This is a genomic window from Roseovarius atlanticus, assembly GCF_001441615.1.
Classification (GTDB): domain Bacteria; phylum Pseudomonadota; class Alphaproteobacteria; order Rhodobacterales; family Rhodobacteraceae; genus Roseovarius; species Roseovarius atlanticus.
Map to the genome: position 1 here is coordinate 188842 of NZ_LAXJ01000010.1, position 25106 is coordinate 213947.

Annotated in this window: 26 protein-coding genes; 7 read left to right on the forward strand and 19 right to left on the reverse strand. The window is 67.2% G+C overall.

Translation table 11 applies throughout. The features are described from left to right. Positions 1 to 19: 19 nt before the first annotated feature. From XM53_RS12300 to hutI, 6 genes are read right to left on the reverse strand one after another with little or no spacing between them, the layout of a single operon-like run. Positions 20 to 1105, reverse strand: coding sequence for a TRAP transporter substrate-binding protein (locus tag XM53_RS12300; RefSeq protein ID WP_057793698.1), 1086 nt, complete (start codon positions 1103 to 1105; stop codon positions 20 to 22). Positions 1106 to 1151: 46 nt separating this feature from the next. Further along, positions 1152 to 1805, reverse strand: coding sequence for a flavin reductase family protein (locus XM53_RS12305; protein ID WP_057793700.1), 654 nt, complete (start codon positions 1803 to 1805; stop codon positions 1152 to 1154). 3 nt (positions 1806 to 1808) lie between these two features. Then, complete coding sequence (hutU, locus tag XM53_RS12310) at positions 1809 to 3482, reverse strand: urocanate hydratase (RefSeq protein WP_057793701.1); 1674 nt, start codon at positions 3480 to 3482, stop codon at positions 1809 to 1811. Then, entirely contained in the window at positions 3479 to 4267 is a 789-nt protein-coding gene (gene hutG, locus XM53_RS12315; protein WP_082630968.1) for an N-formylglutamate deformylase, read from the reverse strand. Before hutG ends, hutU begins: the two co-directional genes overlap by 4 nt. Beyond that, on the reverse strand, positions 4264 to 5784 hold the full coding sequence (gene hutH, locus XM53_RS12320; RefSeq protein WP_057793703.1) for a histidine ammonia-lyase: 1521 nt from the start codon (positions 5782 to 5784) through the stop codon (positions 4264 to 4266). The genes hutG and hutH overlap by 4 nt, the downstream gene beginning before the upstream one ends. Further along, positions 5781 to 6983, reverse strand: a complete 1203-nt coding sequence (gene hutI / locus XM53_RS12325; protein WP_057793705.1) for an imidazolonepropionase — start codon at positions 6981 to 6983, stop codon at positions 5781 to 5783. The genes hutH and hutI overlap by 4 nt, the downstream gene beginning before the upstream one ends. 72 nt (positions 6984 to 7055) lie before the next feature. On the opposite strand from hutI, the gene XM53_RS12330 reads away from it, so the two are divergent. Together XM53_RS12330 and XM53_RS12335 are read left to right on the forward strand one after the other, a co-directional pair. Continuing rightward, positions 7056 to 8420, forward strand: coding sequence for a formimidoylglutamate deiminase (locus XM53_RS12330; protein ID WP_057793707.1), 1365 nt, complete (start codon positions 7056 to 7058; stop codon positions 8418 to 8420). Further along, positions 8417 to 9118 carry a GntR family transcriptional regulator gene (locus XM53_RS12335; RefSeq protein WP_057793709.1) on the forward strand — a complete coding sequence of 234 codons (702 nt, stop codon included), beginning with the start codon at positions 8417 to 8419 and terminating at the stop codon, positions 9116 to 9118. The genes XM53_RS12330 and XM53_RS12335 overlap by 4 nt, the downstream gene beginning before the upstream one ends. A 6-nt stretch (positions 9119 to 9124) precedes the next feature. On the opposite strand, the gene XM53_RS12340 is transcribed toward XM53_RS12335, so the two are convergent. After that, positions 9125 to 10183, reverse strand: a complete 1059-nt coding sequence (locus XM53_RS12340) for a zinc ABC transporter substrate-binding protein (RefSeq protein WP_057793711.1) — start codon at positions 10181 to 10183, stop codon at positions 9125 to 9127. A 56-nt stretch (positions 10184 to 10239) separates the two neighbouring features. Here XM53_RS12340 and XM53_RS12345 point away from each other — a divergent pair, with 56 nt between their 5' ends. Genes XM53_RS12345 through XM53_RS12355 form a run of 3 tightly spaced genes read left to right on the forward strand, consistent with a single transcriptional unit; the run spans position 10240 to position 12319 of the window. After that, complete coding sequence (locus XM53_RS12345) at positions 10240 to 10758, forward strand: transcriptional repressor (RefSeq protein WP_057793713.1); 519 nt, start codon at positions 10240 to 10242, stop codon at positions 10756 to 10758. Continuing rightward, positions 10755 to 11531, forward strand: coding sequence for an ATP-binding cassette domain-containing protein (locus XM53_RS12350; protein ID WP_057793715.1), 777 nt, complete (start codon positions 10755 to 10757; stop codon positions 11529 to 11531). The genes XM53_RS12345 and XM53_RS12350 overlap by 4 nt, the downstream gene beginning before the upstream one ends. After that, positions 11531 to 12319 carry a metal ABC transporter permease gene (locus tag XM53_RS12355; protein WP_057793779.1) on the forward strand — a complete coding sequence of 263 codons (789 nt, stop codon included), beginning with the start codon at positions 11531 to 11533 and terminating at the stop codon, positions 12317 to 12319. Before XM53_RS12350 ends, XM53_RS12355 begins: the two co-directional genes overlap by 1 nt. A 10-nt stretch (positions 12320 to 12329) precedes the next feature. Here XM53_RS12355 and XM53_RS12360 read toward each other — a convergent pair whose 3' ends face one another. The 10 genes from XM53_RS12360 to XM53_RS12405 form a co-directional block, all read right to left on the reverse strand. Beyond that, on the reverse strand, positions 12330 to 13307 hold the full coding sequence (locus XM53_RS12360; protein ID WP_236544484.1) for a zinc-dependent alcohol dehydrogenase: 978 nt from the start codon (positions 13305 to 13307) through the stop codon (positions 12330 to 12332). Further along, complete coding sequence (locus XM53_RS12365) at positions 13304 to 14419, reverse strand: GTP cyclohydrolase II (protein ID WP_057793720.1); 1116 nt, start codon at positions 14417 to 14419, stop codon at positions 13304 to 13306. Before XM53_RS12365 ends, XM53_RS12360 begins: the two co-directional genes overlap by 4 nt. Positions 14420 to 14472: 53 nt before the next feature. Beyond that, the gene (locus XM53_RS12370) at positions 14473 to 15297 is read right to left on the reverse strand and encodes a RibD family protein (protein WP_057793781.1); all 825 of its coding nucleotides are present in this window, start codon (positions 15295 to 15297) and stop codon (positions 14473 to 14475) included. Positions 15298 to 15299: 2 nt separating this feature from the next. Then, positions 15300 to 16109 carry a class I SAM-dependent methyltransferase gene (locus XM53_RS12375; RefSeq protein WP_057793722.1) on the reverse strand — a complete coding sequence of 270 codons (810 nt, stop codon included), beginning with the start codon at positions 16107 to 16109 and terminating at the stop codon, positions 15300 to 15302. After that, positions 16093 to 16488: a 6-pyruvoyl trahydropterin synthase family protein gene (locus XM53_RS12380; protein ID WP_057793724.1), complete on the reverse strand. Its 396-nt coding sequence runs from the start codon at positions 16486 to 16488 to the stop codon at positions 16093 to 16095. Before XM53_RS12380 ends, XM53_RS12375 begins: the two co-directional genes overlap by 17 nt. 63 nt (positions 16489 to 16551) lie before the next feature. Then, complete coding sequence (locus XM53_RS12385) at positions 16552 to 17604, reverse strand: glycosyltransferase family 4 protein (RefSeq protein ID WP_057793726.1); 1053 nt, start codon at positions 17602 to 17604, stop codon at positions 16552 to 16554. Then, positions 17601 to 18500, reverse strand: coding sequence for a lysylphosphatidylglycerol synthase transmembrane domain-containing protein (locus XM53_RS12390; protein ID WP_057793728.1), 900 nt, complete (start codon positions 18498 to 18500; stop codon positions 17601 to 17603). The genes XM53_RS12385 and XM53_RS12390 overlap by 4 nt, the downstream gene beginning before the upstream one ends. Then, positions 18497 to 20110, reverse strand: coding sequence for a sulfatase-like hydrolase/transferase (locus XM53_RS12395; RefSeq protein ID WP_057793729.1), 1614 nt, complete (start codon positions 20108 to 20110; stop codon positions 18497 to 18499). Before XM53_RS12395 ends, XM53_RS12390 begins: the two co-directional genes overlap by 4 nt. Continuing rightward, the gene (locus tag XM53_RS12400) at positions 20107 to 20832 is read right to left on the reverse strand and encodes a CDP-alcohol phosphatidyltransferase family protein (protein ID WP_236544485.1); all 726 of its coding nucleotides are present in this window, start codon (positions 20830 to 20832) and stop codon (positions 20107 to 20109) included. Before XM53_RS12400 ends, XM53_RS12395 begins: the two co-directional genes overlap by 4 nt. Before the next feature lie 80 nt (positions 20833 to 20912). After that, on the reverse strand, positions 20913 to 21692 hold the full coding sequence (locus XM53_RS12405; protein WP_057793731.1) for an endonuclease/exonuclease/phosphatase family protein: 780 nt from the start codon (positions 21690 to 21692) through the stop codon (positions 20913 to 20915). Positions 21693 to 21742: 50 nt separating this feature from the next. On the opposite strand from XM53_RS12405, the gene XM53_RS12410 reads away from it, so the two are divergent. Both XM53_RS12410 and XM53_RS12415 read left to right on the forward strand, forming a co-directional pair. Beyond that, positions 21743 to 22339, forward strand: a complete 597-nt coding sequence (locus XM53_RS12410) for a YceI family protein (protein WP_082630972.1) — start codon at positions 21743 to 21745, stop codon at positions 22337 to 22339. Between the two features lie 107 nt (positions 22340 to 22446). After that, entirely contained in the window at positions 22447 to 23289 is an 843-nt protein-coding gene (locus XM53_RS12415; protein WP_057793733.1) for a BKACE family enzyme, read from the forward strand. 46 nt (positions 23290 to 23335) lie between these two features. Here the strand turns inward: XM53_RS12415 and XM53_RS12420 are convergent, their stop codons facing one another. Then, positions 23336 to 24202, reverse strand: a complete 867-nt coding sequence (locus tag XM53_RS12420; RefSeq protein WP_057793736.1) for a sulfotransferase domain-containing protein — start codon at positions 24200 to 24202, stop codon at positions 23336 to 23338. After that, on the reverse strand, positions 24195 to 25028 hold the full coding sequence (locus tag XM53_RS12425) for a sulfotransferase domain-containing protein (protein WP_057793738.1): 834 nt from the start codon (positions 25026 to 25028) through the stop codon (positions 24195 to 24197). Before XM53_RS12425 ends, XM53_RS12420 begins: the two co-directional genes overlap by 8 nt. Between the last annotated feature and the right edge of the window lie 78 nt (positions 25029 to 25106).

A 25106-nucleotide genomic window follows, 5' to 3' on the forward strand; every position in this document is an offset into this window, starting at 1 on the left:
CCCCGCGCGCCTGCTTGTCCTAGTAGCCCATCACCGCCGCACGAGCATTCATCTGGCCGTTGTCGGCATAGGTCATGTAGGCCCCGATGCTGTCGCGATAGGCGACAAAGCTTTCGGTGATCCGCTTGACCAGCGCGTCGTCATCCTCGCGCAGCTCGGCGATCACCTCCTTGGCGGCCTCGCCCATGGCGTCGATCACTTCCTGCGGGAACTTGCGGACCTGCACGCCGTCTTCCTCGACCAGCTTTTTCAGCGAGGCCGCGTGCTTGGTGGTGTATTCCGTCCAGACCGGGTTGTAGAGGCTTTCGCAGGCCACCGACACGGCCTCTTTCAGGTCGTCGGGCAGCGCGCCGAACACTTCGGCATTCACACCGCATTCCTCGGCCGAGGACGGCTCGCCCACGCCGGGCCAGTAATAGTTCTTGGCCACCTGCTGATAGCCCAGCGCGCTGTCGGTCCACGGCCCGATGAACTCGCCCGCATCCAGCGCGCCTGTCTGCAACGCCTGGAACATGTCCGGCCCGCCCATCGCCTCGGCCGCCATGCCCAGCTTGGCGCACATCTCGGAGGCAAGGCCGGTCGTGCGGAACTTCAGCCCCTTCAGATCCTCGACCGAGTTGATCTCATTACGGAACCAGCCGCCCCATTGCGGACCCGAGTTGCCGCACAGGAACGGCTTGATGCCGAACTGGCCGTACATCTCATCGTACAGCTCTTGCCCGCCACCGTGGTACAGCCAGCCCACCTGCTCGTCCGCGCGCAGCCCGAAAGGCTGCGAGCCGAACAGGAGGATACCCTTGGATTTCGACCCCCAATAGGCCGGAACCGCGTGGTAAAGCTCTGCCGTGCCTTCGCTGACCGCGTCGAACACGCCGCGCCCGGGCACCAGCTCGCCCGCGGCGAACAGCTTCACCTCGATCCGCCCGCCCGACAGGGTGGTGATCCGGTCGGCCAGCATCTGCGCCGCCACACCCGGCCCAGGCAGGTTCTTGGGCCATGCCGTGACCATTTTCCATTGCTGCACGTCCTGCGCGATGGCCGGGGTGGCCAGTGGCGCGGCGGCAGTGCCCACGGCGGCGGTTGTCAGGAATTTGCGTCTGTCCATAATGTCTCTCCTTGTTGGTCAGTGGGTTATCGTTTGTGTCGAAAGCCTAGGCCTTGCCTTCCAGCCCGTCCTCGGCGACGCCCGACGCATTCGGAATGCGCATCTCGAAGACGTCCTTGATGCAAGTGTAGTCGTAGTACCCCATCCGCGCGATCGGCTGAATTTTCGCAATGTTCAGCTTGCCCTCGGGCGTCAGAACCGCGTCGTCGACATGAATTCGGGCAACCTGCCCAAAAACTACATCGACCCAGCCTGCGTTGCTGTCGCCGCGCAGGCGATGCGTCGAAAGATAGCGGCACTCGAAATGCGCCGGGCTTTCGGCCACGCGCATCCCCGGCGCGTCGATGCAGGCCGCGCGGGTGACACCCGCCGCATCGAACTCGTCCTCTTCCGGCGGCACGGCCATGGCCGAAATGTTGACCGCCTCGCGCAACTCAAATGTCGCCATGTTCCACACGAACCAGCCGGTCTCTTCGGCGTTGATCACCGTGTCCTTGCGCCGCCCGTCGGGGTACTGGTTGGCCGCGAACATCACCATGGGCGGATCGAAGGTCAGGTTCTGCCACTGGCTGTAGGGGGCAAGGTTGTGCACGCCGTCCACGCTGACCGTCGATAGCCATCCGATGGGCCGCGGCACCGTGCAGCTCTTGAAAGGCGAAAACGGCAGCGGGCAGTCTTCCTGTCCGGGAGCGTAGTGCATTCCTCAGTTCCCCAGGATGCCCGGCAGGCGCAGCCCGTGGTCCTTGGCGCAGTCGATCGCACTCTCGTAACCCGCATCCGCATGACGCCACACGCCCGAGGCCGGATCGTTCCACAGCACCCGCTCCAGCCGTTTCGCGGCCTCCGGCGTACCATCCGCGACGATCACAACGCCCGCATGTTGGCTGAAGCCCATGCCGACGCCGCCGCCGTGATGCAGGCTGACCCAGGTCGCCCCGCTTGCGGTGTTCACCAACGCGTTCAGCAAGGGCCAGTCGCTCACCGCGTCCGATCCATCCTTCATCGCTTCCGTCTCGCGGTTGGGGCTCGCGACCGAGCCGCTGTCCAGGTGGTCGCGCCCGATCACGATAGGCGCCTTCAACTCTCCGCTCGCCACCATCTCGTTGAACTTCAGCCCCGCCCGATGCCGGTCGCCCAGCCCGATCCAGCAAATCCGCGCCGGCAATCCCTGAAACGAAATCCGCTCACGCGCCATGTCCAGCCACGTGTGCAGCTTCTCGTTCTCGGGAAACAGCTCCTTCATCGCCTGGTCGGTCTTGTAGATATCCTCGGGGTCACCCGACAGCGCGCACCAGCGGAACGGCCCGATCCCCTTGCAAAACAAGGGCCGGATGTAGGCGGGCACGAAACCCGGGAAGGCAAAGGCGTTCTCCAGCCCTTCCTCCTGCGCCACCTGCCGGATGTTGTTGCCGTAATCCAGCGTCGGCACCCCGTCATTCCAGAAATCGACCATCGCCTTCACATGCACCTTCATCGACGCGCGCGAGGCTTTTTCAACGGCCTTGGGGTCGCTCTCGCGCTTCTCGCGCCATTCGGCCATGCTCCAGCCCTGCGGCAGATAGCCGTTCACCGGGTCATGCGCGCTGGTCTGGTCGGTCACAATATCGGGCCGCACGCCACGCTTGTGGATCTCGGGGAAAACATCCGCCGCATTGCCCAGCAACGCCACCGACTTGGCCTCGCCCGCCTTGGTCCAGCGGTCGATCATCTCCAGCGCCTCGTCCAAGCTGTCCGTCTTTTCATCGACATACCGCGTGCGCAGACGGAAATCGATGCTGTCCGGGTTGCATTCCACCGCCAGACAGCACGCGCCCGCCATCACCGCGGCCAGGGGCTGTGCCCCGCCCATGCCGCCCAGCCCCCCGGTCAGGATCCACTTGCCCGTCAGGTCTCCGTCGTAGTGCTGCCGCCCGGCTTCGGCAAAGGTCTCGTAGGTCCCCTGCACGATGCCCTGAGACCCGATGTAGATCCACGACCCGGCCGTCATCTGGCCGTACATCATCAGGCCCTTCTTATCGAGCGTGTTGAAATGGTCCCAGTTGGCCCAATGCGGCACGATGTTGGAATTGGCGATCAACACGCGCGGCGCGTCAGCGTGGGTCTTCACGATGGCCACCGGCTTGCCCGACTGCACCACCAGCGTCTCGTCCGCCTCCAGATCCTTCAGCCCGGCAACGATCCGGTCGAAATCATCCCATGTCCGCGCGGCACGCCCGATGCCGCCATAGACCACCAGCTCATGCGGGTTCTCGGCCACGTCCGGATGGAGGTTGTTCATCAGCATCCGCATCGCCGCCTCGGTCTGCCAGCTTTTCGCGCTGACTTCGGTGCCTGTCGGCGGGTAGATGTCGCGCAGGTTATGGCGGGGATTGGTCATTCGGGCCTCCAACGGATCAGGTCGTCTAGAATGGTTTTCAGATGCGGGCGCAGGCGATCCGCACGGTCTGGCGCATAGTCCCAGGGCGGGCTTTCATGCATGTAGGTGCACTGCGCCAGCTCCATCTGGATGGCGTGCAGGCCCTCGCCGGGACGTCCGTAATGTCGCGTTGTCCAGCCGCCCTTGAAGCGCCCGTTCAGGATGGCGCTGTACCCTTTGGCCGCTTCGCACCTACGATGCACGCTATCCTGTATCGACGGCGCGCAGGTGCGGCCCTCGTCGGTGCCCACGTTAAAATCTGGCAGCGTGCCGTCGAACAGAAACGGAATCTCAGACCGGATCGAGTGGCAGTCATAGAGCACCGCAAACCCGTGAATATCCCGCACCCGCTCCAGCTCCGCCGCCAGCGCCGCGTGATAGGGCGCATGATAAGCCTCCCGCCGCCGCGCGATCTCGGCCGCGTCGGGTGCAGCGCCCTCCTTCCAGATCGGTTGCCCGTCGAAATCGGTCACCGGGCACAGCGACGTGGTGTTTTGCCCGGGATAAAGGCTCGCGCCCTCCGGGTCGCGGTTCACGTCGATGACATAGCGGTGGATGGTCGTGCGCACCGTGCTCGCATCGCCCACCAGCCCGGCGTAAAGCGCTTGAATGTGCCAATCTGTGTCGGCCAACTCCCGCCCGGTCTCGTTAAGGCCGTCGGCCACGTCGGGCGGAACATCCGTTCCCGTATGGGGCAGGCCCAAAACCAGTGGGCTCTGCCCGCGCGTCACCTCCAGAAAACTCACAGCGAAACCTCCACGCCCGTCTGGAATGCCAGCACATCCTCGCGCACCAGCGCCGCGGCCTTTTCCATGTCCGGCGCCATCATCCTGTCCTCTTCCAGCCGCGGCACCTCCGCCCGGATCGTCGCCACCGCGCGCCGCAACGCGTCCGACGTCACCAGCGGCGCGCGCGCCTCGATCCCTTGCGCGGCGCACAGCGCCTCGACACCAAGGATCATCGACAGGTTCGCGTTCATCCGGCGCAGCCGCCGCGCACCATGCGCCGCCATGCTCACATGATCCTCCTGGTTGGCAGAGGTCGGCGTGCTGTCGGTCGAGCACGGGTTCGCCAGATGCTTGTTTTCGCTCATCAGCGCCGCCGTGGTGACCTCGGCGATCATGAAGCCCGAGTTCAGCCCCGGCGCCGGCGTCAGGAAGGGCGGTAGGTCATGGCTCAACGCCGGGTCCACCATCAGCGCCACGCGCCGCTGCGCGATGGCCCCGATCTCCGACAATGCCAGCGCGATCTGGTCGGCGGCAAAGGCCACTGGCTCGGCGTGGAAATTCCCGCCCGAAACGATCCCCGCCTCGATCACCAGCGGATTGTCCGTGACGGCATTCGACTCGATCTCCAGCGTCTGCGCGGCAAAGCGCAAAAGGTCCAGCGCCGCCCCCGCCACCTGCGGCTGGCAGCGGATGCAATAGGGGTCCTGCACCCGGCTGTCGCCTTCGCGGTGGCTCTCGCGGATCTCGCTGCCCGCCATCAGGGCCGACATCGCGGTGGCCACGTCGATCTGCCCGGCATGGCCGCGCAGGGTGTGAATCTCGGGCTGCAATGGCTGGGTCGACCCCATGATGGCGTCCGTCGACAGCGCCGACGTCACGATCGACGCCCTCAGCGCGCGCACGCCATCGAACAGCGCCGCCAGCGCGCAGGCGGTCGAGAACTGCGTGCCGTTGATCAACGCCAGCCCTTCCTTGGCCCCCAGCACCACGGGCGCCAGCCCGGCCTGTGCCAGCGCGTCTGCGGCGGGCATCCGCACATCGTCCAGCAGCGCCTCGCCCTCGCCGATCATCGCGGCGGCCATATGCGCCAGCGGCGCCAAATCGCCCGACGCACCGACCGACCCCTGCGACGGAATCACCGGCACGACACCCTTGGCCAGCATCCCCTCGATCAGCGCGCAGATCTCCCAGCGCACGCCCGAGGCGCCCCGCCCCAGCGACAAGAGCTTCAGCGCCATCATCAGGCGCGTGGTTTCCGGCTCCAGCACCTCTCCCACACCACAGCAGTGGCTGAGGAGCAGGTTGCGCTGCAACGTCTCGACATCCTCGGGCGGTATGCGCACCGAGGCCAGCTTGCCAAAGCCCGTGTTGACGCCATAGACCGGCACATCGCCCCGCGCGGCTTGCGCGACCTGCCCAGCCGCCGCCTCGATGGCAGGCCGTGCATCGGGCGTCAGCACCGCCGCCATACCGCCGCGCCACAGCTTTTCCAGCGTCTCCAGCCGGGTCGCGCCCGGCACCAGCGTCAGGGTCATGCCCGCCCTCCGAATATCCGTTTGTAGAGCGGGTTCACGCCAATGCGATAGCTCAGCTCCGCCGGTTCCTCGACATCCCAGATGGCCAGGTCCGCCCGCATCCCGGGCGCGATCTCGCCGCGGTCATAGAGCCCCAGCGCCTGCGCCGCGTGGTGCGTCGTACCCGCCAGCGCCTCGGCCGGGGTCAGGCCGAACAGCGTGCAGGCCATGTTCATCGCCAGAAGGACCGAGCCCATCGGCGACGACCCGGGATTCCAGTCCGTCGCCACCGCCATCGGCACGCCATGCGCGCGGAACGCCGCCACGGGCGGCTTTTGTGTTTCGTGCAGCGTGTAGAACGCACCGGGCAACAGCACCGCCACGCTGCCCGCTTCGGCCAGCGCCCTGGCATCGGCCTCATCCGCGTATTCCACGTGATCCGCCGACAGCGCGCCGTACCGCGCCGCCAGCCTGGTGCCGCCGATATTGCTCAGCTGTTCGGCATGAAGCTTGACCGGCAAGCCCAGCGCCACGGCCTGGTCGAACACCCGCGCGATCTGCGCGGTGTCAAAGGCGATCCCCTCGCAGAACGCGTCCACCGCATCGACCAGCCCCTCGGCATGGGCCGCCTCCAGCGCAGGCAGGCAGACCTCGTCGATATAGGCATCCGCATCCGCCCCTTTCGGCACCGCATGGGCACCCAGAAACGATGTCACCACCCGCACCGGACGCGCCTCGCCCACCGCGCGCGCCACTCGCAGCATCTTCAGTTCCGTTTCGATATCAAGGCCATAGCCTGACTTGATCTCGATCGTCGTGACACCCTCGGCGATCAACGCATCGGCGCGGCTCAGCGCCTGCGCCAGCAACAGATCTTCGTCAGCACCCCGCGTCGCCGTCACGGTCGAGACGATCCCGCCCCCGGCGCGCGCCACCTCTTCATAGCTCGCGCCCTCCAGCCGCATCTCGAACTCGCGGGCGCGGTTGCCGCCATGCACGATATGGGTGTGACAGTCGATCAGACCGGGCGTCACAAGCCGCCCACCCACGTCGATCACCTGCGCCTCCGCAGACGTGTCGCCCAGATCCGCCATCGGCCCGACCCAGTCGATCCGTTCGCCCTGCACCCGCAGCGCTGCGTCCCGGATCAGGCCATAGCCGTCTTCCGAGGCGTCCATGCAGGCGATGGTGGCGTTGGTGATCGTCAGATGATCGGGCATTCTTACCTTCCTTGCAAAGCGGCCTACATAACGGTAATATGTAGCTACATATTTTGTCAATGGAGATCACCCGTGCAGGAAATCCAGTCTCGCCAGACCCTTACTCCGGATGGCTGGGTCAGCGACCTTTGCCTGACCATCGACCAGGGGCGCATCACGCGAATCTCCCGCACGCCGGCCCCCGGGGCGCAAACGGTCGACCTGCTGCTGCCCGCCCCGGTCAACCTGCACAGCCATGCGTTCCAACGCGCCATGGCCGGGCTGACCGAAACCCGTGGCCCCGACCCGCGCGACAGCTTCTGGACCTGGCGGAAACTGATGTACCGCTTCCTCGACCGGCTGACCCCCGATCACGTCCAGGCCATTGCCGAGCTTGTCTTCATGGAAATGCTCGAGGCGGGCTTCGGCGCGGTGGCCGAATTCCATTACCTGCACCACGACATCGGCGGCACGCCCTATGGCAATCTTGCCGAGATGGCCGGGCGCATCACCGAAGCCGCGCAATCCACCGGCATCGGCCTTACCCTCCTGCCCGTCCATTACATGCAAGGCGGCTGCGACGGACGCGCGCTGCAAGGCGGCCAGCGCCGGTTCGGCAGCGACCCCGACCTTTTCGCCCGGCTGCACGCCGACAGCGCCGCGCTGGTGGGCAACGGGCCGGAGGATTTCACCATCGGCACCGCGCCCCACTCCCTGCGTGCCGTCCCGCCCGAGGCGCTGGCCCAAGCGCAGGCCCTCTGCCCCGACGGCCCGATCCATATGCACCTTGCCGAACAGGTGGCCGAGGTCGAGGAAGTCGAGGCCCATCACGGCGCGCGCCCGGTCGACTGGCTGCTGGACAATGCCGAAATCGACGACCGCTGGTGCCTGATCCACTGCACCCAGATGACCGACGCCGAAACCCGCGCCTTGGCGCAGACGGGCGCCGTGGCCGGTCTCTGCCCGATCACCGAATCCAGCCTTGGCGACGGTATCTTCAACGGCAACACGTATCGCGATTCCGCGGGCCGGTTCGGCATCGGCTCGGATTCCAACATCCACATCGCCCTGTGGGAGGAACTGGCCACGCTCGACTACTCCCAGCGCCTGCGCGACCGCAGCCGCGCGGCGATGGCCACAGCGGACCACTCCACCGGCCGCGTGCTGTTTGACGCGGTCACCCGCGCCGGGGCACAGGCGGCCGGCCGCGCCTCGGGTCAAATCGCCGAGGGCCAGCTGGCCGATCTCATCGCGGTCTCCACCGACAACGAATTCCTCTGCAACCGCACCGGCGACGCGGTTCTTGACAGCCTGATCTTCACGGGCCGCGGGCGCGGTTGCGTCACCGATGTCTGGAGCGCGGGCCGCCACATGGTCAAGGATGGACGCCACATCGACCGCGACCGCATCACGCGGGCCTTCGTCGACGTCGTCACCGCACTGGGACAGGACATATGACCTCCGACTCGCGCCTGTCGTGGCGGGACGTGCGCGACCGGATCCACGAACATATCCTGACCGGTCGCTATGGCCCCGGCGACCGCCTGCCCCGCGACGCCGACATAGCCGAAGAGCTGGGCTGTGCCCGCTCCACCGTCCAGCGTGCGATGCAGGATCTGTCGGACAGCGGCCTGGTGGAGCGGCGGCGCAAAGGCGGCACCCGCGTCCGGGCCGAACCCGTCACCCGCGCCACGCTCGACATTCCCATCACAAGGCGCGAGGTCGAACAAAGCGGCGCGCGCTATGGCTATCAGCTGATCCGCCGCCGCATGGCCCCGGCGCCGCGCGGTGTCGTCGCCGCCTTCGGGCTCGGCGCGTCCCGCCCGATGCTGCGCGTCGAGGCGCTGCACCTCTCCGACGGACGCCCCTATATCTTCGAGGACCGCTGGATCTGTCCCGAAACCTCGCCCGAGGTGAACGACCTCGATTTCACCGAAGAGAGCGCGAACGAATGGCTGGTCCTGAACAAGCCCTACACCCGCCTCGACCTGCGGTTCTACGCCGTCTCGGCCAATCCCCGGCTCTCCGACCTGCTGGAGACCGAGCCGGGTGCCGCCCTTCTGGTGATCGAGCGCACCACCTGGGTGGATGACGCCCCGATCACCACGGTCAAGGCGATCACCACCCCCGGTTACCAGCTTCTGACCGGCAGCTGAGCTGGGTCAGAGACACTCGGCCAGCGCCGTGGCAAGGTTGCGCAGAAGCTGCGGATAAAGCTGCGGTCCGGGCTCCAGGTCCGATCCCAGCGGGTCCATCACCCCGACAGTCACTTGTGTCCCATCGGTGACGGCCTCCACGATGCCCGGGTCGAACTGCGGCTCCGCCATCACGCAAGTCACGCCGGCGTCGCTGACCCTCTCTTGGATTTCCGCCACGCGCGCCGGGCTGGGGTCGGATGCGTCCGACACCGAAATCGCGCCCGAGGCCGGCACGTCGAACGCAGCCTCGAAATACTGATAGGCGTCATGGAAGACGATAAAGCTGCCATCCCGTGCAGGCTCGAGAATATTGTCGATCTCGGCCTTGAGGCCGGCAATCTCTTCGCGCCCGGCGTTGGCATTGGCGAAATAGGCCCCCGCATTGTCCGGATCCGCCGCCGACAGCGCAGCCGCAATCGCGTTCAACCAAGTGGACGCGTTGTCGGGCGACAGCCACACGTGCGGGTCGTGATCTCCGTGCGCGTGATCGTGTTCCGCATGGTCGTCGTCGTGCTTTTCGTGGTCGTCGTGGTCCGAATGATTCTCGTGGTCATGCCCGGCGTGCTCTGCGTGATCCGCCTCGGCGCTGTGCTTGTGATCATGCGCGTGATCCCCATGGTCCTCATGGCCGTCGTCCCCGTGCGCGCCATGGTCATGCGCCTCGAACAGGGCATTCTCCCGGATCGGCAATGAGACCGTGCCATCGGCGTCAATCAGGCTCAGCACCTTGGCGTCGCCCGACAGCGTGCCCAACGCATCCTCCAGCCACGGCGTCAGGTCCGGCCCGATCCAGATCACCACGTCCGCCTCCTGCATCGCCGCCGCCTCCGAGGGGCGCAGGCTGTATTCGTGCGGGCTGGCACCCGGCGCCACGATCAGCGCGGGCTCCCCCACCCCGTCCATCACCCGCGCCACCAGCGAATGCACCGGCGCAATATCCACCGCCACTTGCGGTGCTTCGGCCAAGGCGGGCGCGGCCAGGATGACGGGGGCAAGCAGACATGGAACAAGGTTTCTGGACATCGGCGACCTCTTGTGATTACATAACATTTCTCACCGGATATACGAACTGTTATAATATGACAAGTACCAGCCGACCAGACGATGCGCCATCGACCGATCCCGTCGGGTTCGAGTCGCATGACCACGCCAGTTGCATCGCCTCCGCCATTGCCGAGGCCGAAGCGCATTGCGCCCGCGAGGGCCTGCGCTTTACTCCCGTGCGGCGCAAGGCACTGGAAATCCTCTTGCGCGAACACCGGGCCTTGGGCGCCTACGAGATGCTCGACGCCCTGCGAGAGGCTGGCTTCGGCTCGCAGCCGCCCGTCGCCTACCGCGCGCTGGAATTCCTCGTCGGCAACGGCTTTGTTCACAAGATCGAACGTCTCAACGCCTTCATCGCCTGCGCCCATCCCGGCGCGACCCACTCGCCCGCCTTCATGATCTGCCGCGCCTGCGATTCGGTCGCCGAGGCACAGGCCACGCCTGCCCGCGGCGCCCTGGGTGAGGCCGCCCGCGCCGCCGGCTTCCGGATCGAGCGCACCGTGGTCGAGGCCGAGGGCCTCTGCCCCACCTGCTCGGACAAGTCCGACACATGAGCCTTGTGTCCGTTCAGAATATGAGCGTCGGCTACGGCGCCACCCGGGTGTTGCACGACGTGACCCTGGCGATAGAACCGGGCGAGATCGTCACCATCGTCGGCCCCAACGGCTCGGGCAAGACGACCTTGCTGCGCGCGCTCATCGGCGCGGTGAATATTGGCTCGGGCCGCATCGACCGCGCCACCGGCCTGCGCATCGGCTACGTCCCGCAAAAGCTGCATATCGACCCGACCTTGCCGATGACCGTGTCGCGCTTTCTGCGCCTGCCGGGCGGCGCGACGCGCGCGCAGATCGCCGCCGCCCTCGACCGCGCCGGCGTGCCCGACCTGTCGGACCGGCAGATGTCGGGCCTCTCGGGCGGACAGATGCAGCGCATTTTGCTGGCCCGCGCCCTGATCGGCCAGCCCAACCTTCTGTTGCTCGACGAAGCAACCCAAGGCCTTGATCAGCCCGGCTCCGCCGCCTTCTACCGCCAGATCGAAGAGGTGCGCGCCGCGACCGGCTGCGCGGTCGTCATGATCAGCCACGAACTCCACGTGGTCATGAGCGCGTCCGACCGGGTCATCTGCCTCAACGGCCATGTCTGCTGCGAAGGCACGCCCGAGATCGTCTCGGCGGCGCCGGAATACCAGGCCCTCTTCGGCACCGGTACCGGCGGGGCGCTGGCGCTTTACCGGCACGATCACGACCACAGCCATGACGCGACCTGCGGTCACGATCACGCGCACGACCATAGCCACGACGACCCCGCAACAAAGGCCGCCGAATGATGCTGGACGATTTCATGACCCGCGCCGCGCTGGCCGGCATCGGCGTGGCCTGCGCCGCCGCCCCCTTGGGCAGCTTCGTCGTCTGGCGGCGCATGGCCTATTTCGGCGACGCCACCGCCCATGCCGCGATCCTGGGCGTGGCGCTGTCGCTGGCCTTGCAGATCTCGATCTTCGCCGGCGCCGTGGCCGTTGCACTGGCCATGGCCCTAACCGTGACCCTGCTGACCGGGCGCGGCTACGCGATGGACACGCTTCTGGGCGTACTGGCGCATTCCGCGCTGGCCTTCGGGCTGGTGGCGGTGTCGTTCCTGTCGGGCATCCGGATCGACCTGATGGCCTATCTCTTCGGCGACATCCTCGCGGTCTCGCGCGGCGATCTGGCGGTCATCTGGGTCGGTGCTGTGCTGGTGGTCGGCCTGATCGGCTGGCGCTGGTCCGCGCTCCTGACCTCCACCCTCAGCCCGGATCTGGCCCATGCCAGCGGCATCGACCCGCGCCGCGAACAGCTGATCCTCACACTGGCCCTCGCCATCACGGTCGCGGTCGCCATCAAGGTGGTCGGCGTCCTGCTCATCGCGGCGATGCTGATCATCCCGGCCGCCGCCGCCCGCCCGCTGTCACGCACGCCCGAGCAAATGGCGCTCATTGCCGCCGCTCTCGGCGCAGTCTCGGCGGTGGCGGGGCTGCAATCGGCCTACGTTCTGGACACGCCCGCAGGCCCGTCCATCGTCTGCGTCGCGGCGATCATCTTTGCCTGCACCAGCGCACTGCGCGGCCTGCGGGCCTGATCCACGCCACTCACCCCCGCACCGGCGCGTACCGGACCCGGTGACACAGCGTCGCCGCATCCTGCAGTATCGCGCCATACTCGGCCGCAAGCCCGTCGAACGCCGTCTCGCCCGAAATCAGAACGTCCAGCGCGGGATCGGCCAGCAAGTCCAGCGCCTTTTCCAACCGCCGGCGATAGCTCCACCGCGCCCGTCGGTCGGGCGGCACCTGCCCCACCTGACTGCCGACAATCCGCAGGCGGCGCTGATGAAACGCCCCACCCAGCGGCACCTCGGGGCGGTGCGTGCCGAACCAGCTGGCCTCGACGATCGTCGCCTCCATCCCCGCCAGCCCGATCGCCGTGGCCAGCCCGCCCGCGCTAGCCGAGGCGTGAATCACCACGTCGCGCTCTCCGGCAGCCTGCCCCGGCGTCGCGAACGCGCACCCCATGGCCTCGGCCAGCCCCGCCTTTGCGGCATCCACATCGACAAGGCACACCTCCGCCCCCGGCATCCGCGCGCACAGATATCCGGCCAGCGCCCCGACGACGCCCGCTCCCACGACCGTCACCCGGTCTCCTGCCGACACACCGGCATCCCAGACGATGTTCAGCGCGGTTTCCATGTTGGCGGCCAGAACCGCGCGCTCGGGCGGCACGCCGTCAGGCACCGGTACGGCGGCCTCCTGCGGCACGGCGAACCGATCCTGATGCGGGTGTAGGACGAACACGGTCTCACCCTCGCGCGCTCCGCCCGCCAAACGGCCCACAGCGGCATAGCCGTACTTCACCGGAAAGCTAAAATCGCCCTCCTGGAACGGCGCCTTCATCGTCTCGTGCTCGCTGTCCGGCACGCCCCCGGTCCAGACCAGCCGCTCCGTGCCCCGGCTGATCCCCGAATAAAGCGTCTCGACCTCGACCATGCCCGGCCCGGCCTCGAACGGCGTCTCGCGCATCTCGACCGCGCCCGCGCCGGTGATCCACAGGGCCTGGGCCACGCCGTCGCTCACAGCGCGTGCCCGGATTTCAGCGCCTTCACCGCCAGATATCCGCTGTTGTGGATGTTCTTGCCCACCCGCAGCGGCAGTTGCTCGACCACCTCGATCCCCTGCGCCCGGAACGTGTGCACCTTGGCGGGGTTGTTGGTCAGCAGCCGCACCGCGCCGAAACCAAGACTGCGCAGCATCACCGCGGCCACGCGGAAATCGCGCTCGTCGTCCTCGAACCCCAGCGCATGATTGGCGTCCACCGTGTCCAGCCCCCGAGATTGCAGGTCATAGACCCGCATCTTGTTGGCCAGCCCGATCCCGCGTCCCTCCTGGTTGAGATAGAGCAGCAGGCCCGCGCCCTCCTGTCCCATGCGCAGCATCGCCGCCCTCAGTTGCGGACCGCAGTCGCATTTCAGACTGCCCAGTACGTCCCCGGTGAAGCAAGCCGAATGCAGCCGCGCCAGCACCGGGCGCGCCGGATCGGGCGTGCCGATCTCAAAGGCATAGTGCTCGGTCCGGCCGTCGGGGTCGCGGAACACGTGCAGCCGGCCATTGTCATGCGCCTCGACCGGTAGGCCTGCGGCGGCCACCGGCGACAACGCGGGCGCCTGCGCGAAATGGCCCAGCGCCTCGGTCAGCTCGATCGCCGTCAGGCTCAGCCCCTCGGGCAGCACCGCGCCGTCCGCCAGCCCGAAGATAAGCACCGCGGGCAGCAATTCGGCCGATTTAACCACGCTCAGCGCAAGCCCGTGCAGCCGCGCTTCCCGGTCCCTGACCCGGTGTAGCGGCGCAACCGGCCCGGCGGTATCCTGCCCGGCATCGGCCAATCGCATGAACCAGTCCATATCGGCGTGCTTCGGCGGACAGATCCGCACCGGCAAATCCCAGATATCCGCGCTTTGCACCGGTGCCATCGCCGCCCGGGCCCGGTTGCCCGTCAGAACCAGCTCCGGCACACCGAAAAGATCGCGCAACGCGTCCAGCCGCGCCTGGCTCAGCGTCTCGACCGCAACCGCAACGGCGCGGTCCGACCCATCGGTCAGAAGACAGGGCAAGCCAAGCCGCAGATCGGACTGCACCCGGCTCAGGCGCTCGGCGACATTGGGAAGAAGGCTTTCGGCAACTCGGGACATGGGGGACACTTTCGGATGAGCGGACAGGGTATCTGGCACGGGGCGGGTTCCTTTCAATGGCGCAACGCGGGACGTTCGCGCACGCGATGCGGCCACAGCACCTGCGCCGGCGGCTCGGGCGCCAGCGCGCAGTCGAACAGCACGTCCGAGCCCAGCCCGTACACCTCGGTCTTGGGGCGCAGCGCTTCGGCCAGGCACGGCACCGGCGAAGTTTTCAGACCCGTCGGCCCGGCCCCGATCAACAGCGGCGCCACGGCCACGTGCAGCCGCGTCAGCAGCCCCGCCTCAAGGAACTGCGCGATGGTGATCCCGCCGCCTTCGATCAGCACATGGTTCAGGCCCAGACCCCGCAGCGCGGCCAGGATCTGCGCCGGCGAAATCCACTCGCCGCGCGGCAGGCGGATCACCTCCACGTCGTCTGGGCGGGGCTTGTCCACCGCCTGGATCACGATCCGCCGGGCGCTTTCGTCGCGCAGAAGGCCGGCATCGTTGGGCAAACGGCCCGTGGGGTCGATCACCACCCGCGCCGGGTTGCGGCCCTTGGCCAGCCGCACGGTCAGGCGCGGATTGTCATGCAAGGCGGTCTTCACACCGATCACCACAGCATCCGCCAGCGCCCGCAGCCGGTGCAGATGCGCCAGCCCGTCCTTGCCGGAAATATCCTGCGCATCGCCCGACTCGGTGGCCACGCGCCCGTCCAGCGACTGCCCTATCTGCGCAACGACGCTCTGCCCCGACACCGTGCGCGTCATGCCACCGTAAAGCGTCAACGCGGCGCGTTCACCGGAACTCCAGTCGCCGCAGCACAGGCACGCCTCGTCGTTGCGCGCGGCCAGGATACGGGCCCAGACCCTTGGGGTGACATCAATCAGTTCCATGCTCATCTCCGATCATCCTGCTTTGGCCCATGCCCAGCGGGCACCGCCAGAAGGTCCGCGTGTCCGACCCTCAGCGCGGTGTGCCCGGACGCCTTGCGCCGGCCGCGTGCCCAGGTCTCAGCCTGCACCTCTCCGGCCTGCGCGGCCGCCGTGGCCACGCCCGCCACGAATTCGTCCTGCAAGGCGGCATCGTCCGGCCCCAGCACCCAGGCGCTGTCGGCCAGCGAGACTGTGAACCCCTGCGCCTCGAACCCTTTCGCGGTCAGCGCCGCCGCATCCGGACCCATCGCCGCCTGTCCGCCCTTGTCGCCCCGCTGGTGGCGATTAAACGCCTCGGTCACGTCCGCATCCGCCGCGATCGGCGGCTCCCACCGCATCCGGCCGTCAAAGCTCAGCGCGGCATAAAACGGAATGCCCGCCTGCCCCAGTCGTTCGGCCAGCGCATCGACCCAAGCCGTGCTCATCAGGTCCAAGAGGGCCGAGGCCGTCACCAGCCCGACATGCTCCAGCGGCAGCGCGTCCACGTCCCAGACGCTGGCCTGCACGCACTCGGCCAACGGGTGGCGCGCCTTGGCCACCTGCAAATGCGCCGCGTCAGTGTCCAGAAAACACCACTGCACCTCGTCATACCCCGCACCGGCAAAGGCCCGCGCGGTCGAGCCGGTGCCGCTGCCAAGGTCCAGCACCCGCATCCCGGGCCGCACACACGCCGCCGCCCGCGCCAATAATGCATCATCCCGCGCCGCGTGATCCGCAGCCTCGCGCAGGCTCAGCCAGTCGGCCTGGAACTGGGTGTCAGATATCTGATTCATACCACCCACGCGCCACATGGCTTTCATGAAGCTGGACGCGGATGCGCTTCACCCGCCCGCCATCGCCCAGACCTTCGGTTTTCGTATGGTCCCGAAGCTGCGCCCAGATGTGGTGGCACAGGAACTCGGTCGTGGTGATCTTGCCCTCGAACTCGGGCTTGTCGTCCAGATTGCCGTATTTCAGCGGCTCCAGCGCGGCGTTCAGCGCCTCGGTCGCCAGCCCGATATCCACGACCAGTCCGTTCTCGTCCAGATCCTCGGTATAGAACGCGGCGTCGACGACGAATGTCGCGCCGTGCAGGCCCTGGGCAGGGCCGAAGACGGGGGATGGCAGGGAATGTGCGATCATGATGTGATCGCGGACTTCAACAGCGAACATAGGACTTCCATTTCTTGGGGTGGTGCGGGGCGCAACCCGCGTTTATCCGATAGGGTAACCGGGTCATGAGGCGATCCGTTCCAGAACGCCGGCGAAAATGCGGGCGGTGTGATCCCAGCACGTCAGCGACTGTGCCCGCGCCCGCGCGGCGGCGGCATAGCGCTCGGCCGTGCCGGGCTCGATCAGCACGCGCTCGATTGCCCCGGCCAGCGCGGCCGGATCGTCCGGCGCCACCAGCAGCGCGGCATCCCCCACCGTTTCGGGCACCGCGCCCACGCGGCACGACACCACGGGCAGCCCGTGCAGCATCGCCTCGCTCAGAACCATGCCGTATCCTTCGTACCGCGTGGCCAGCGCGAACAGGCTGGCGCGCGCATAGGCGTTCTGCAAGGCGTCCGCTCCGACCTCGCCGGCAAAGCGCACGCGGTCCTGCAATCCCAGCCTGTCGGCCTGCGCCTCCAGCGCCCGTGCGGTGGCTTCGTCATGCACCTTGCCCACGATCTCGGCCTGCCAGTCCAGCGCAGTCAACAGGCCCAGCGCCTCCAGCAGAACATCATGCCCCTTGCGCCGCGCCAACAGCCCCACCGACAGGATCAGCGGCGGCTGCGCCTTCTTTGTGCCGCTCCGTGCCACGTCCGCGGACCGCTCGAACCCCGGATGCGCGACCGTGACCTTGTCACGCGCAACGCCAAGATCCCGCACCACCGTCCCCGCGATATGCGCGCTTGGCACGATGACATGCGCCACTCGGCCCAACACTTGGGCCTCGTTACGCAAAAGCGCCTGCGCGTGCGCCGGCTCCAGCCCGCTTTCCAAGCCCAGCGGATGGTGCACCATGGCCACCACCGGCGCCTCGATCCGATCCATACGCGCAGGGTCCATCGCCCCCAGCGCCAGCCCGTCCACGATGATCGGCCGCCCGCGCGGCACCGCGGCCAGCGCGCCGAACGTGGCCTGCATGTCAGTCTCGGACGGCGCCGGAAAACTGCCCGACAGCTCCAGATGCGCCGTCTCGACGCCCATCGCGTTCAGCCGGTCCAGCACCGTCGCGTCATAGACATACCCGCCCGTGCGCTGATCCTTGTCCCCGGGAATGGCAAACACCGCACGACTCATGACGGGCCCGCCCCTTCCGGCGCCGCGCCCGCAGCGCCCGGCACCCACAGAAACGCAAGGCCCGGCAAGGCCGACAGCAGCATCATCGCACCGTAACAGATGCCCATCGCCACGCCCGCATTCGCGTCCAGCCCGATCAGCGGAAACAGCGCCGCCGCCGCGCCCTCGCGCCAGCCCCAGCCCGCCACCGACAGCGGCACCAGCATCGCGCAAAAGACCAGCGGCAGCACTGTGAACAAGCCCTCGGGCGGGATGACCGACCCCGTCGCCCGCGCCGCGGCGTAAAGGCCCAGCACCAGCAAAAGCGCCCCCAGCACCGCGTGCATCACGATCCACCCGTGGCCGATCAGCCGCCACACCAGCCCCGGAAAGGACCGTGTCGCCTGAAACTGCCGCGCGCCCCACAGCGCCACGGCGCACAGGACCGGCAACGCCACCAGCAGCGCCCAAACCCCGCCGGGCCACGCGATCCCGCCCGGCACCAGCACCGCGCCGATCAGCCCCAGCGCCAGTAGCCCGAACATCGCCACCTGCCCCATCAGCCGCTCGGCCGCCACCGATTGCCCGGCCCGTGCCAGGTCGGCCTGCCGCCGGACCCGCACCGCGCGGCCCACGTCGCCCAAAACGCCGCCCGGCAGGACCGAGTTGATCAGCTGCGCCAGGTAATATTCCCGCACCGCCGCGCCGAAGCCGATCGGGATGTCCAGCGCCTGCGCCGTCAACTGCCACCGCCGCGCCATCGACAGCGTGGCCAGCGTCAGCGCCCCAAGGCTCACCGCCAGCCACGGCCAGTCGGCCCGCGCCAACCGCGCGCCCACCTCGGCGGTGTCGGTCCACCACAACATCGCCGCCAACAGCGCCGCCGAGGCACAAAGCTTGATCGCCCACAGCCTCATGGCGCCACCTCTGCCACCTGCTCGACCGACGAAAAGGCGCGGATGAACGCGTTGCGAAACCCGTCCATGCGCTGCGCTTCAAGGTCGGAGGCCGGGATCAACCCGTCGCTCCATCCCCAGCCGTCAATCATGGCCAGCACGCCCGGCGGCGCGATCATGTGCACCGGCACGTCGCGGTTGTCGCTGCCCGCAACAAATCCAGCCGCCTGATGGTCGCCCGCCACGATCACCAGCGGCGCGTCCTCTCCCAGCCGCGCCACGTGCGAAAACACCGCCGTCAGCGAATAATCCACCGACCGGCGATAGGCGTCGCGCACCGCGTCCCGGTCCTTCCACAGATCGCGCGGCGTCGGGCCTTTCGCGGCCATGTCGTTGAACTCCGTGCCGTCCCCAATTTCATCCCACGGCAGCATTTCCGGAATGGGCGTCCATGGCGCGTGCGAAGAGATCAGCGCGACCTGGATGAAATCCGGGCGCGGGTCGTCGGGCAAAAGCGCGTCATACGTGGCCAGCGTGTACTGGTCCGGCATCGTGACCCAGTTGAACGGTGCGCCCGCATAGGGGATGTCCTTGGCCTCGAACACATGCTCGAACCCCATGGCGGCGCTTTCCGGCCAGGCCATCGTGATCGCCGGCATCACGGCCGCCGTGCGATAGCCGGCCTCGGACGCAAGCTCGAACAGCCATTTCTGCCCGCTGGCGATCATCGCGCCGTACCGCGCATTGTCCGCCGTCCAAAGCCCACTGCCCAGCGCCCCGTGCGCCAGCCAGCTTTGTCCGCCCGCCGTGGGAGAGGTCAGCCAACCGCTCTTCATCTCCAGCCCAGCGGCGGCAATCTCGTCTTCGGCCCGGCGCAGCGTGGCCATGTGGGTCGGGGCATACTCAGGATTGTCCATGCTGGCCCGACCATAGCTTTCGATCCAGATCAGCAGGATGTCGCGCCCCTCCAGCCGGTCGAACGCGCCCGCGATGTCGCGCATCGGATCGTCCTCTGCCGCGGTGCGGAACCGCGCAAGGTCCGCCATCGTCTCGCGCGCGTCGTCGATGCGGGCCACAGCCACGCGGGTCGTCCGCGCCGATCCCGGCGGGCTTTTCTCGAATGTCCAGTAGCCCAAGTGATGGCCGGTATCCGCCACCGCCCATCCGCCCGCCGCCAGGACCGCCACCAGTGCCGCCACACGGGCCGGTCCCGGCAGGTCGATCCGGCCCCACGCTTTCAGCCCGCCGCGCAACAGCATGTAGACCAGCAGCGTCGCCAGCACGCATCCCACTACCACCAAACTCGCGCGCGCCGCACCGACGCTGTCGCTCAGCAGGCCAATTCCCGCCTCGATCAGAAAAAGGTCCGACACCGGGTTGAAGGGGCGGTTGTAGGCCGCGAAACTCACCAGATCGGCCAGTTTCAGCAGCGTGACCGCCACCACCACCAGCGCCAGCCCCGACGCCACGCCGCGCGTCCGGCCCACGGCCAGCATGGCAAACAGCAGCACCGACAGCTCGATCGGCCAATAGGCGACGCCGGCATAGCTCATCTGGCCCGGATGGTTGGGCAAGGCCAGCACACACAGCATCACGCCAGCCGCGGCGAACAGAACAAGCGCTCGGATCATCGGCGGTGTCGCACCAGCCAGGCGGTATCGACGGCAAACGACAGCACCAGCAGCGCCGATGCCGCGAGGGCGACCGGTCCGACCACCGCCGCCGGGACCAGCGGGCATGTCAGCGCGATCAGCGTCCCGATCTGTACCACACAGATCGTCTTGCGCCGCATCGACTCGGGCAGCGCACCGCGCAGCATCGGCCACGCCAAGCCCGCCAGCACAAAGACGTGGCGCATGAACCCCAGCACCAGAATCTCGGCCCCCGTCCGGCCCGACAGCATGAGGTAAAGCGCCAGCACCGCCCCCAGCGCCGCGTCGACCTCCATGTCGAACCGCGCGCCGAAGTCGGACTTCAGATGCGACCGCCGCGCCAGCCAGCCATCCACCCCGTCCAGCGACAGGATCGTCAGCCCGACCCAGAAGACCAGCCAGGGCGACACGGCACCGGCATCGGCCAGAACGCCTGCCAGCAATGACAACAGCGCCGCGCGTCCCAACGTCACCGTGTTGCACAGGCCGAACGACGGATGAGGATAGCTGCGCCGCACTCCCAGCGCCACCAGCCCCACACACGACCCGAACGCGATCATCGCCCAGCCCGGGGACGGCAGCACCGCAACGGCGAAAGCCGCCAGGCCAAGCGCCATGGCTGCCGCGATCACGACAAACTCCGCCATCGGCGGCCGGACCGTCAGCGTCGCGGTCTGTTTCTGCGGGGTGATGTCGACCATGGATTATCCTTGTGCGTTCTGCATTTAAATAGAACGCGCGAACCCGGCGACCAGATCACAAATCGTTCAACACCGCGCGCTCAGTACGGCGGCGTCAAACGGACCGTGCCACAGATCGGCAAGTGGTCGGACGCCGCCCGCGTCTCGGCCGTACCGACCGCCCTCACGTCCGACACCGCGCCGGGCCGGTCGGTCAGGATCCGGTCCAGCGGCAACAGCGGACGCGCCGCCGGAAAACTCCGGGGGGCCGCGCCCTGAAACCGATGCCCCACAAGCCGGTGATTGAACATCAGCCCGCCCCAGGGCCGCCATTCGTTGAAATCCCCCAGCAGAACCGTCTGCATCTCGGGACGGCGGCGCAGGTATTGCCCGATGATGCGCATCTGCACCACCCTCAGCGGCTGCGACAGCGACAGGTGCATCGACATGATCCGCACCGGCACCCCCTTGGCGCGGGCCTCCACCGTCACCGCGCCGCGATGACAATGCCCCGGCAGGTCGATCACGTCGCGATGGGTCACCTCCAGCCGCGGATGCAGGAACAGGATCGTGCCCAGGAACCCGTCGCATTGCGGCCCCCAGCGCATCCGTGTGTCCTCGTGCTGCCAGACCAGCCCCGTATCCGCCGCGATCCCGGCCACATCCAGGATGCGCCCGTGCGGACGGCACTCTCCGTCGGCCTCCTGCAACGCCAGCACCTCCGGTCCTTCCGGCCCCAGCACCGCCGCAATCGCCGCGCGCACCCGGTCCGGGTCCACGCGCCCGTCCGCGCCCCTCGCCCGGTGCACATTCCAGCTGGCACAGCGCAGGCGCAGGTTTTCCGTCCGGCATTTCTCCGTTGCTGCCTCCACGTCTTGCATTACCTTTCCCCGATAGCACTCTCACACGCCGCCAAATGACAGGAGATTCCATGTCCTTTCAATTCCCGACCTCCCTGCTCGCCGCGATCCCGCTCGCCACGCTTCCGGCGCTCGCCCAAGCTGAAATGGCCCGATACGAGCTCGATGCCAGCCACACCGCCATCTATTTCACCGTCGAGCATATCGGTTACGCCAAGACGCTGGGCATCTTTCCGGGCGTCGAGGGCAGCTTCGACTACGACGCCGAGACCAACGAGCTGGGCGAGGTCAGCGTCACCATCGCCGCCACCAGTGTCGACACCTTTCACGAAGGCCGCAACGAACACGTCCGCGAGGCGGATTTCCTTGACGTGGCCAACCACCCCGAGATCACCTTCACCGCCAACGGCGGCACCGCCAGTTCGGATACCGAAGGCACCGTCGAAGGCGAGCTGACGATCCTCGGCGAAACCCGCCCGGTGACGCTGGACGTGACGCTGAACAAGGCCGCAGAATACCCCTTCGGCCACAAGCGCTTCACCCTCGGCCTGTCGATGCAGACCAGCGTCCAGCGCAGCGAATTCGGCATGACCTACGGCGTCGAGAACGGCATGGTCGGCGACACGGTCGACATCAGGATTGAAACCGAAGCCATGCGGATGGACTGACGCCACCGGCTTGCCACGTCCGTCCGGTTTGGGGTAACGCGGTCCAAAGGGCCGCGGACCGGATCGGTTTTGCGGCCAATGCCTGACCCTGAACAGAAAGCTGCCCGATGCCCGACGTCTCCGGCAAACCCTGCATCCTGTGTTGCGCCATCACCGGCTCGCTGCCCCGCACCTCCGACAACCCGGCGGTGCCGATCACCGTCAGCCAGCAGATCGAAAGCAGCCACGCAGCGGTCGAGGCCGGGGCCACCATCATTCACGCCCATGTCCGCAACGACGACGAATCGCCCTCCTCGGACCCCGACAAGTTCGCCGCGCTCAAGGAAGGTCTGGAAAAGCACTGCCCCGGCGTCGTGGTCCAGTTCTCCACCGGCGGGCGCTCGGGCGCGGGCAAGGCGCGGGGCGGGATGCTGCCCCTGCGCCCCGACATGGCGTCTCTGTCGGTGGGCTCCAACAACTTTCCCACGCGGGTCTATGAAAACCCGCCCGACCTCGTCGATTGGCTGGCTGCCGAGATGACCGCCCACGACATCACCCCAGAGGTCGAGGCGTTCGATCTGTCCCACATCCTTCAGGCCATCGCCCGGCACGAGGCAGGCACCCTGCCCGGCAAACTCTATGTCCAGTTCGTCATGGGCGTAAAAAACGCCATGCCCGCCGACAAGGCGGTGTTCGACTTCTACGTCAAGACCATGCAGGACCGCGCGCCGAAGGCCAACTGGTGCGCCGCGGGGATCGGCGCCAACCAGGTGGTGGTCAACGAATGGGCCATCGCCGCCGGCGGCCACACCCGCGCGGGGCTGGAAGACAACGTGCGGCTGCACCGCGACACGCTCGCGCCCTCCAACGCGGCGCTGATCGCACGCGCCGCCGACCTCTGTGCGAAATACGACCGCCCCGTGGCGAGTTTTGCGCAAACGCGCGAAATCCTCGGCCTGCGTCCGGCGTGAAATTCTTGTAATTCAGACCGTTGCGGCACGTCCTTGAGGCGTTGCCTCAGGCGGACTTGGCAAATTCCGCGGTCTCGTCCAGCATCTCGGGATACCACCGCTCCAGCACGGGCGCGAATTCTTCGCGGATGCGCCCCACCTGCGCCGGCGTCAGGTCGTCCTTCCACCCGCCCGCCTTGCCCTTGGCGAAAAAGCTTTTCATCCCGGCGGGCCGCTCGGTGAACCCGTGCTTTTCTTCCTGCTTCTTCATCGCCTCGAAACTGGTGGCCTTGATCGCGCGGGCCAGCTTGGGCCGGTCCGGCTTTATGCTCAGAAAGTCCAGCAACCGCTCCATCGCCTTGGCCGGACGCTCCAGCATGTCCTCGTACCGGATCAGGTGCCGCGGCATCCCCGGCACCGTGGCCCAGCGGGTGACGTGGTCATCCCACCGCCCCAGCGCATCCAGGATACCCGTCTCGGTTCCCATCACGTTTTCCGGGTCGCACATCTTGTCGATGGCCTCGTCCAGCGAAACCGACGTGTGCCGTGCGAATGACGGCGCCACGTCAAAGGGATTGCGCATAATGTAAAGCGCCCCCGCCGTGACGGCTGGCGGTATAAGGTCCACGTTGCCCAGCCGGATCGGCGTGCAGTGCGTCTTGACGAAATGCTTTACGGGCTTCGATCCCGCAATCATGTGCAGCGCCTTGGTGCGCACCGCCAGCCACTGCTCGACGCTTTGCCCCCGGAACGGCCCGCCATTGGCCGCGTCAAAGAAATCCTGCCGGATATCGGCCGTGGTGAACTGCCGCAAGTTGTTGATATCAGGCGCCATTCCCGGCGGCATGAAGTAATGCGCCAAAAGGCTGCGCAGCCACGTGTTGCCCGATTTCGGGAACGAGGCCAGCCAGATGATCCGCCGCAGGTCAGACACTGTAATACCCGTATTTCTTCATCATTCGCTTATGCTCCCGCCGCACCTTCGTCACCAGCGCGGGGTCCAGTTCATCCTTCCACTGGCCCGCCTGCCCCTTGGCGAAAAACCGGTCGGCATTGGGCGATTTCTCGGAAAAGCCGCCCGCGTCTTCCTGTTTCTTCAGCTCGTCGAAACTGGCAAACCGGATCGCCCGGTCCAGCCGCTCGGGCACCACCGGCACCCCCATGAAGTCCAGCGTCTTGGCGAAATGGGTCTGCGGGTCGTCCAGCAGGTCCTCATAGCGCAGCGCCAGCACCGGAAAGGCCCCGCCCTGGGTCCAGTCCTTCACATGGTCGCTCCAGCTTCCAAGAAACTGCCATGTCGTCGTCGCGTCCGGCGCGTTGGCATTGTCCGCCCGCCCGATCGCCTCGGCGGTCTCGGCATGGCTCATCCCGTAATGCCGCGCGTAGGACAGCAGCAGATCCAGCGGATTGCGCAGGATATAGATCGCCTGCCGTGTGAATCGCGGCGGAATCAGCTCGGTCCCGAAGGCGATATTCCGGCAGTTATGCGTCTTGACGAAATTCACGTCTGCATTGTTGGCAACGATACGCTGCAAAACACGGTCGCGCAGGTGCAAGGTCGCTTCCGGGCTGCTGAAATCCACCGGCCGCCCCGCTGCCGCCCTATACTGCTCCGGTTTGGAATCGCCAAAGCCGAACTGCTGTATCTGATTGATATGAAGCGGCTTTTGCGCGTCGGACAGGTAGTTGGCAAGAAATATCCGCATCCACGTATTGCCGGATTTCGGATACGATGCCAGCCAGACAATGCTTCGTTTCATGTCCATCCTTCGCGGCGCACATCAAAAAGGGAACGGTTTCCCGTTCCCTAAAAGAAAACGGCGGGAGAGTACACTCCC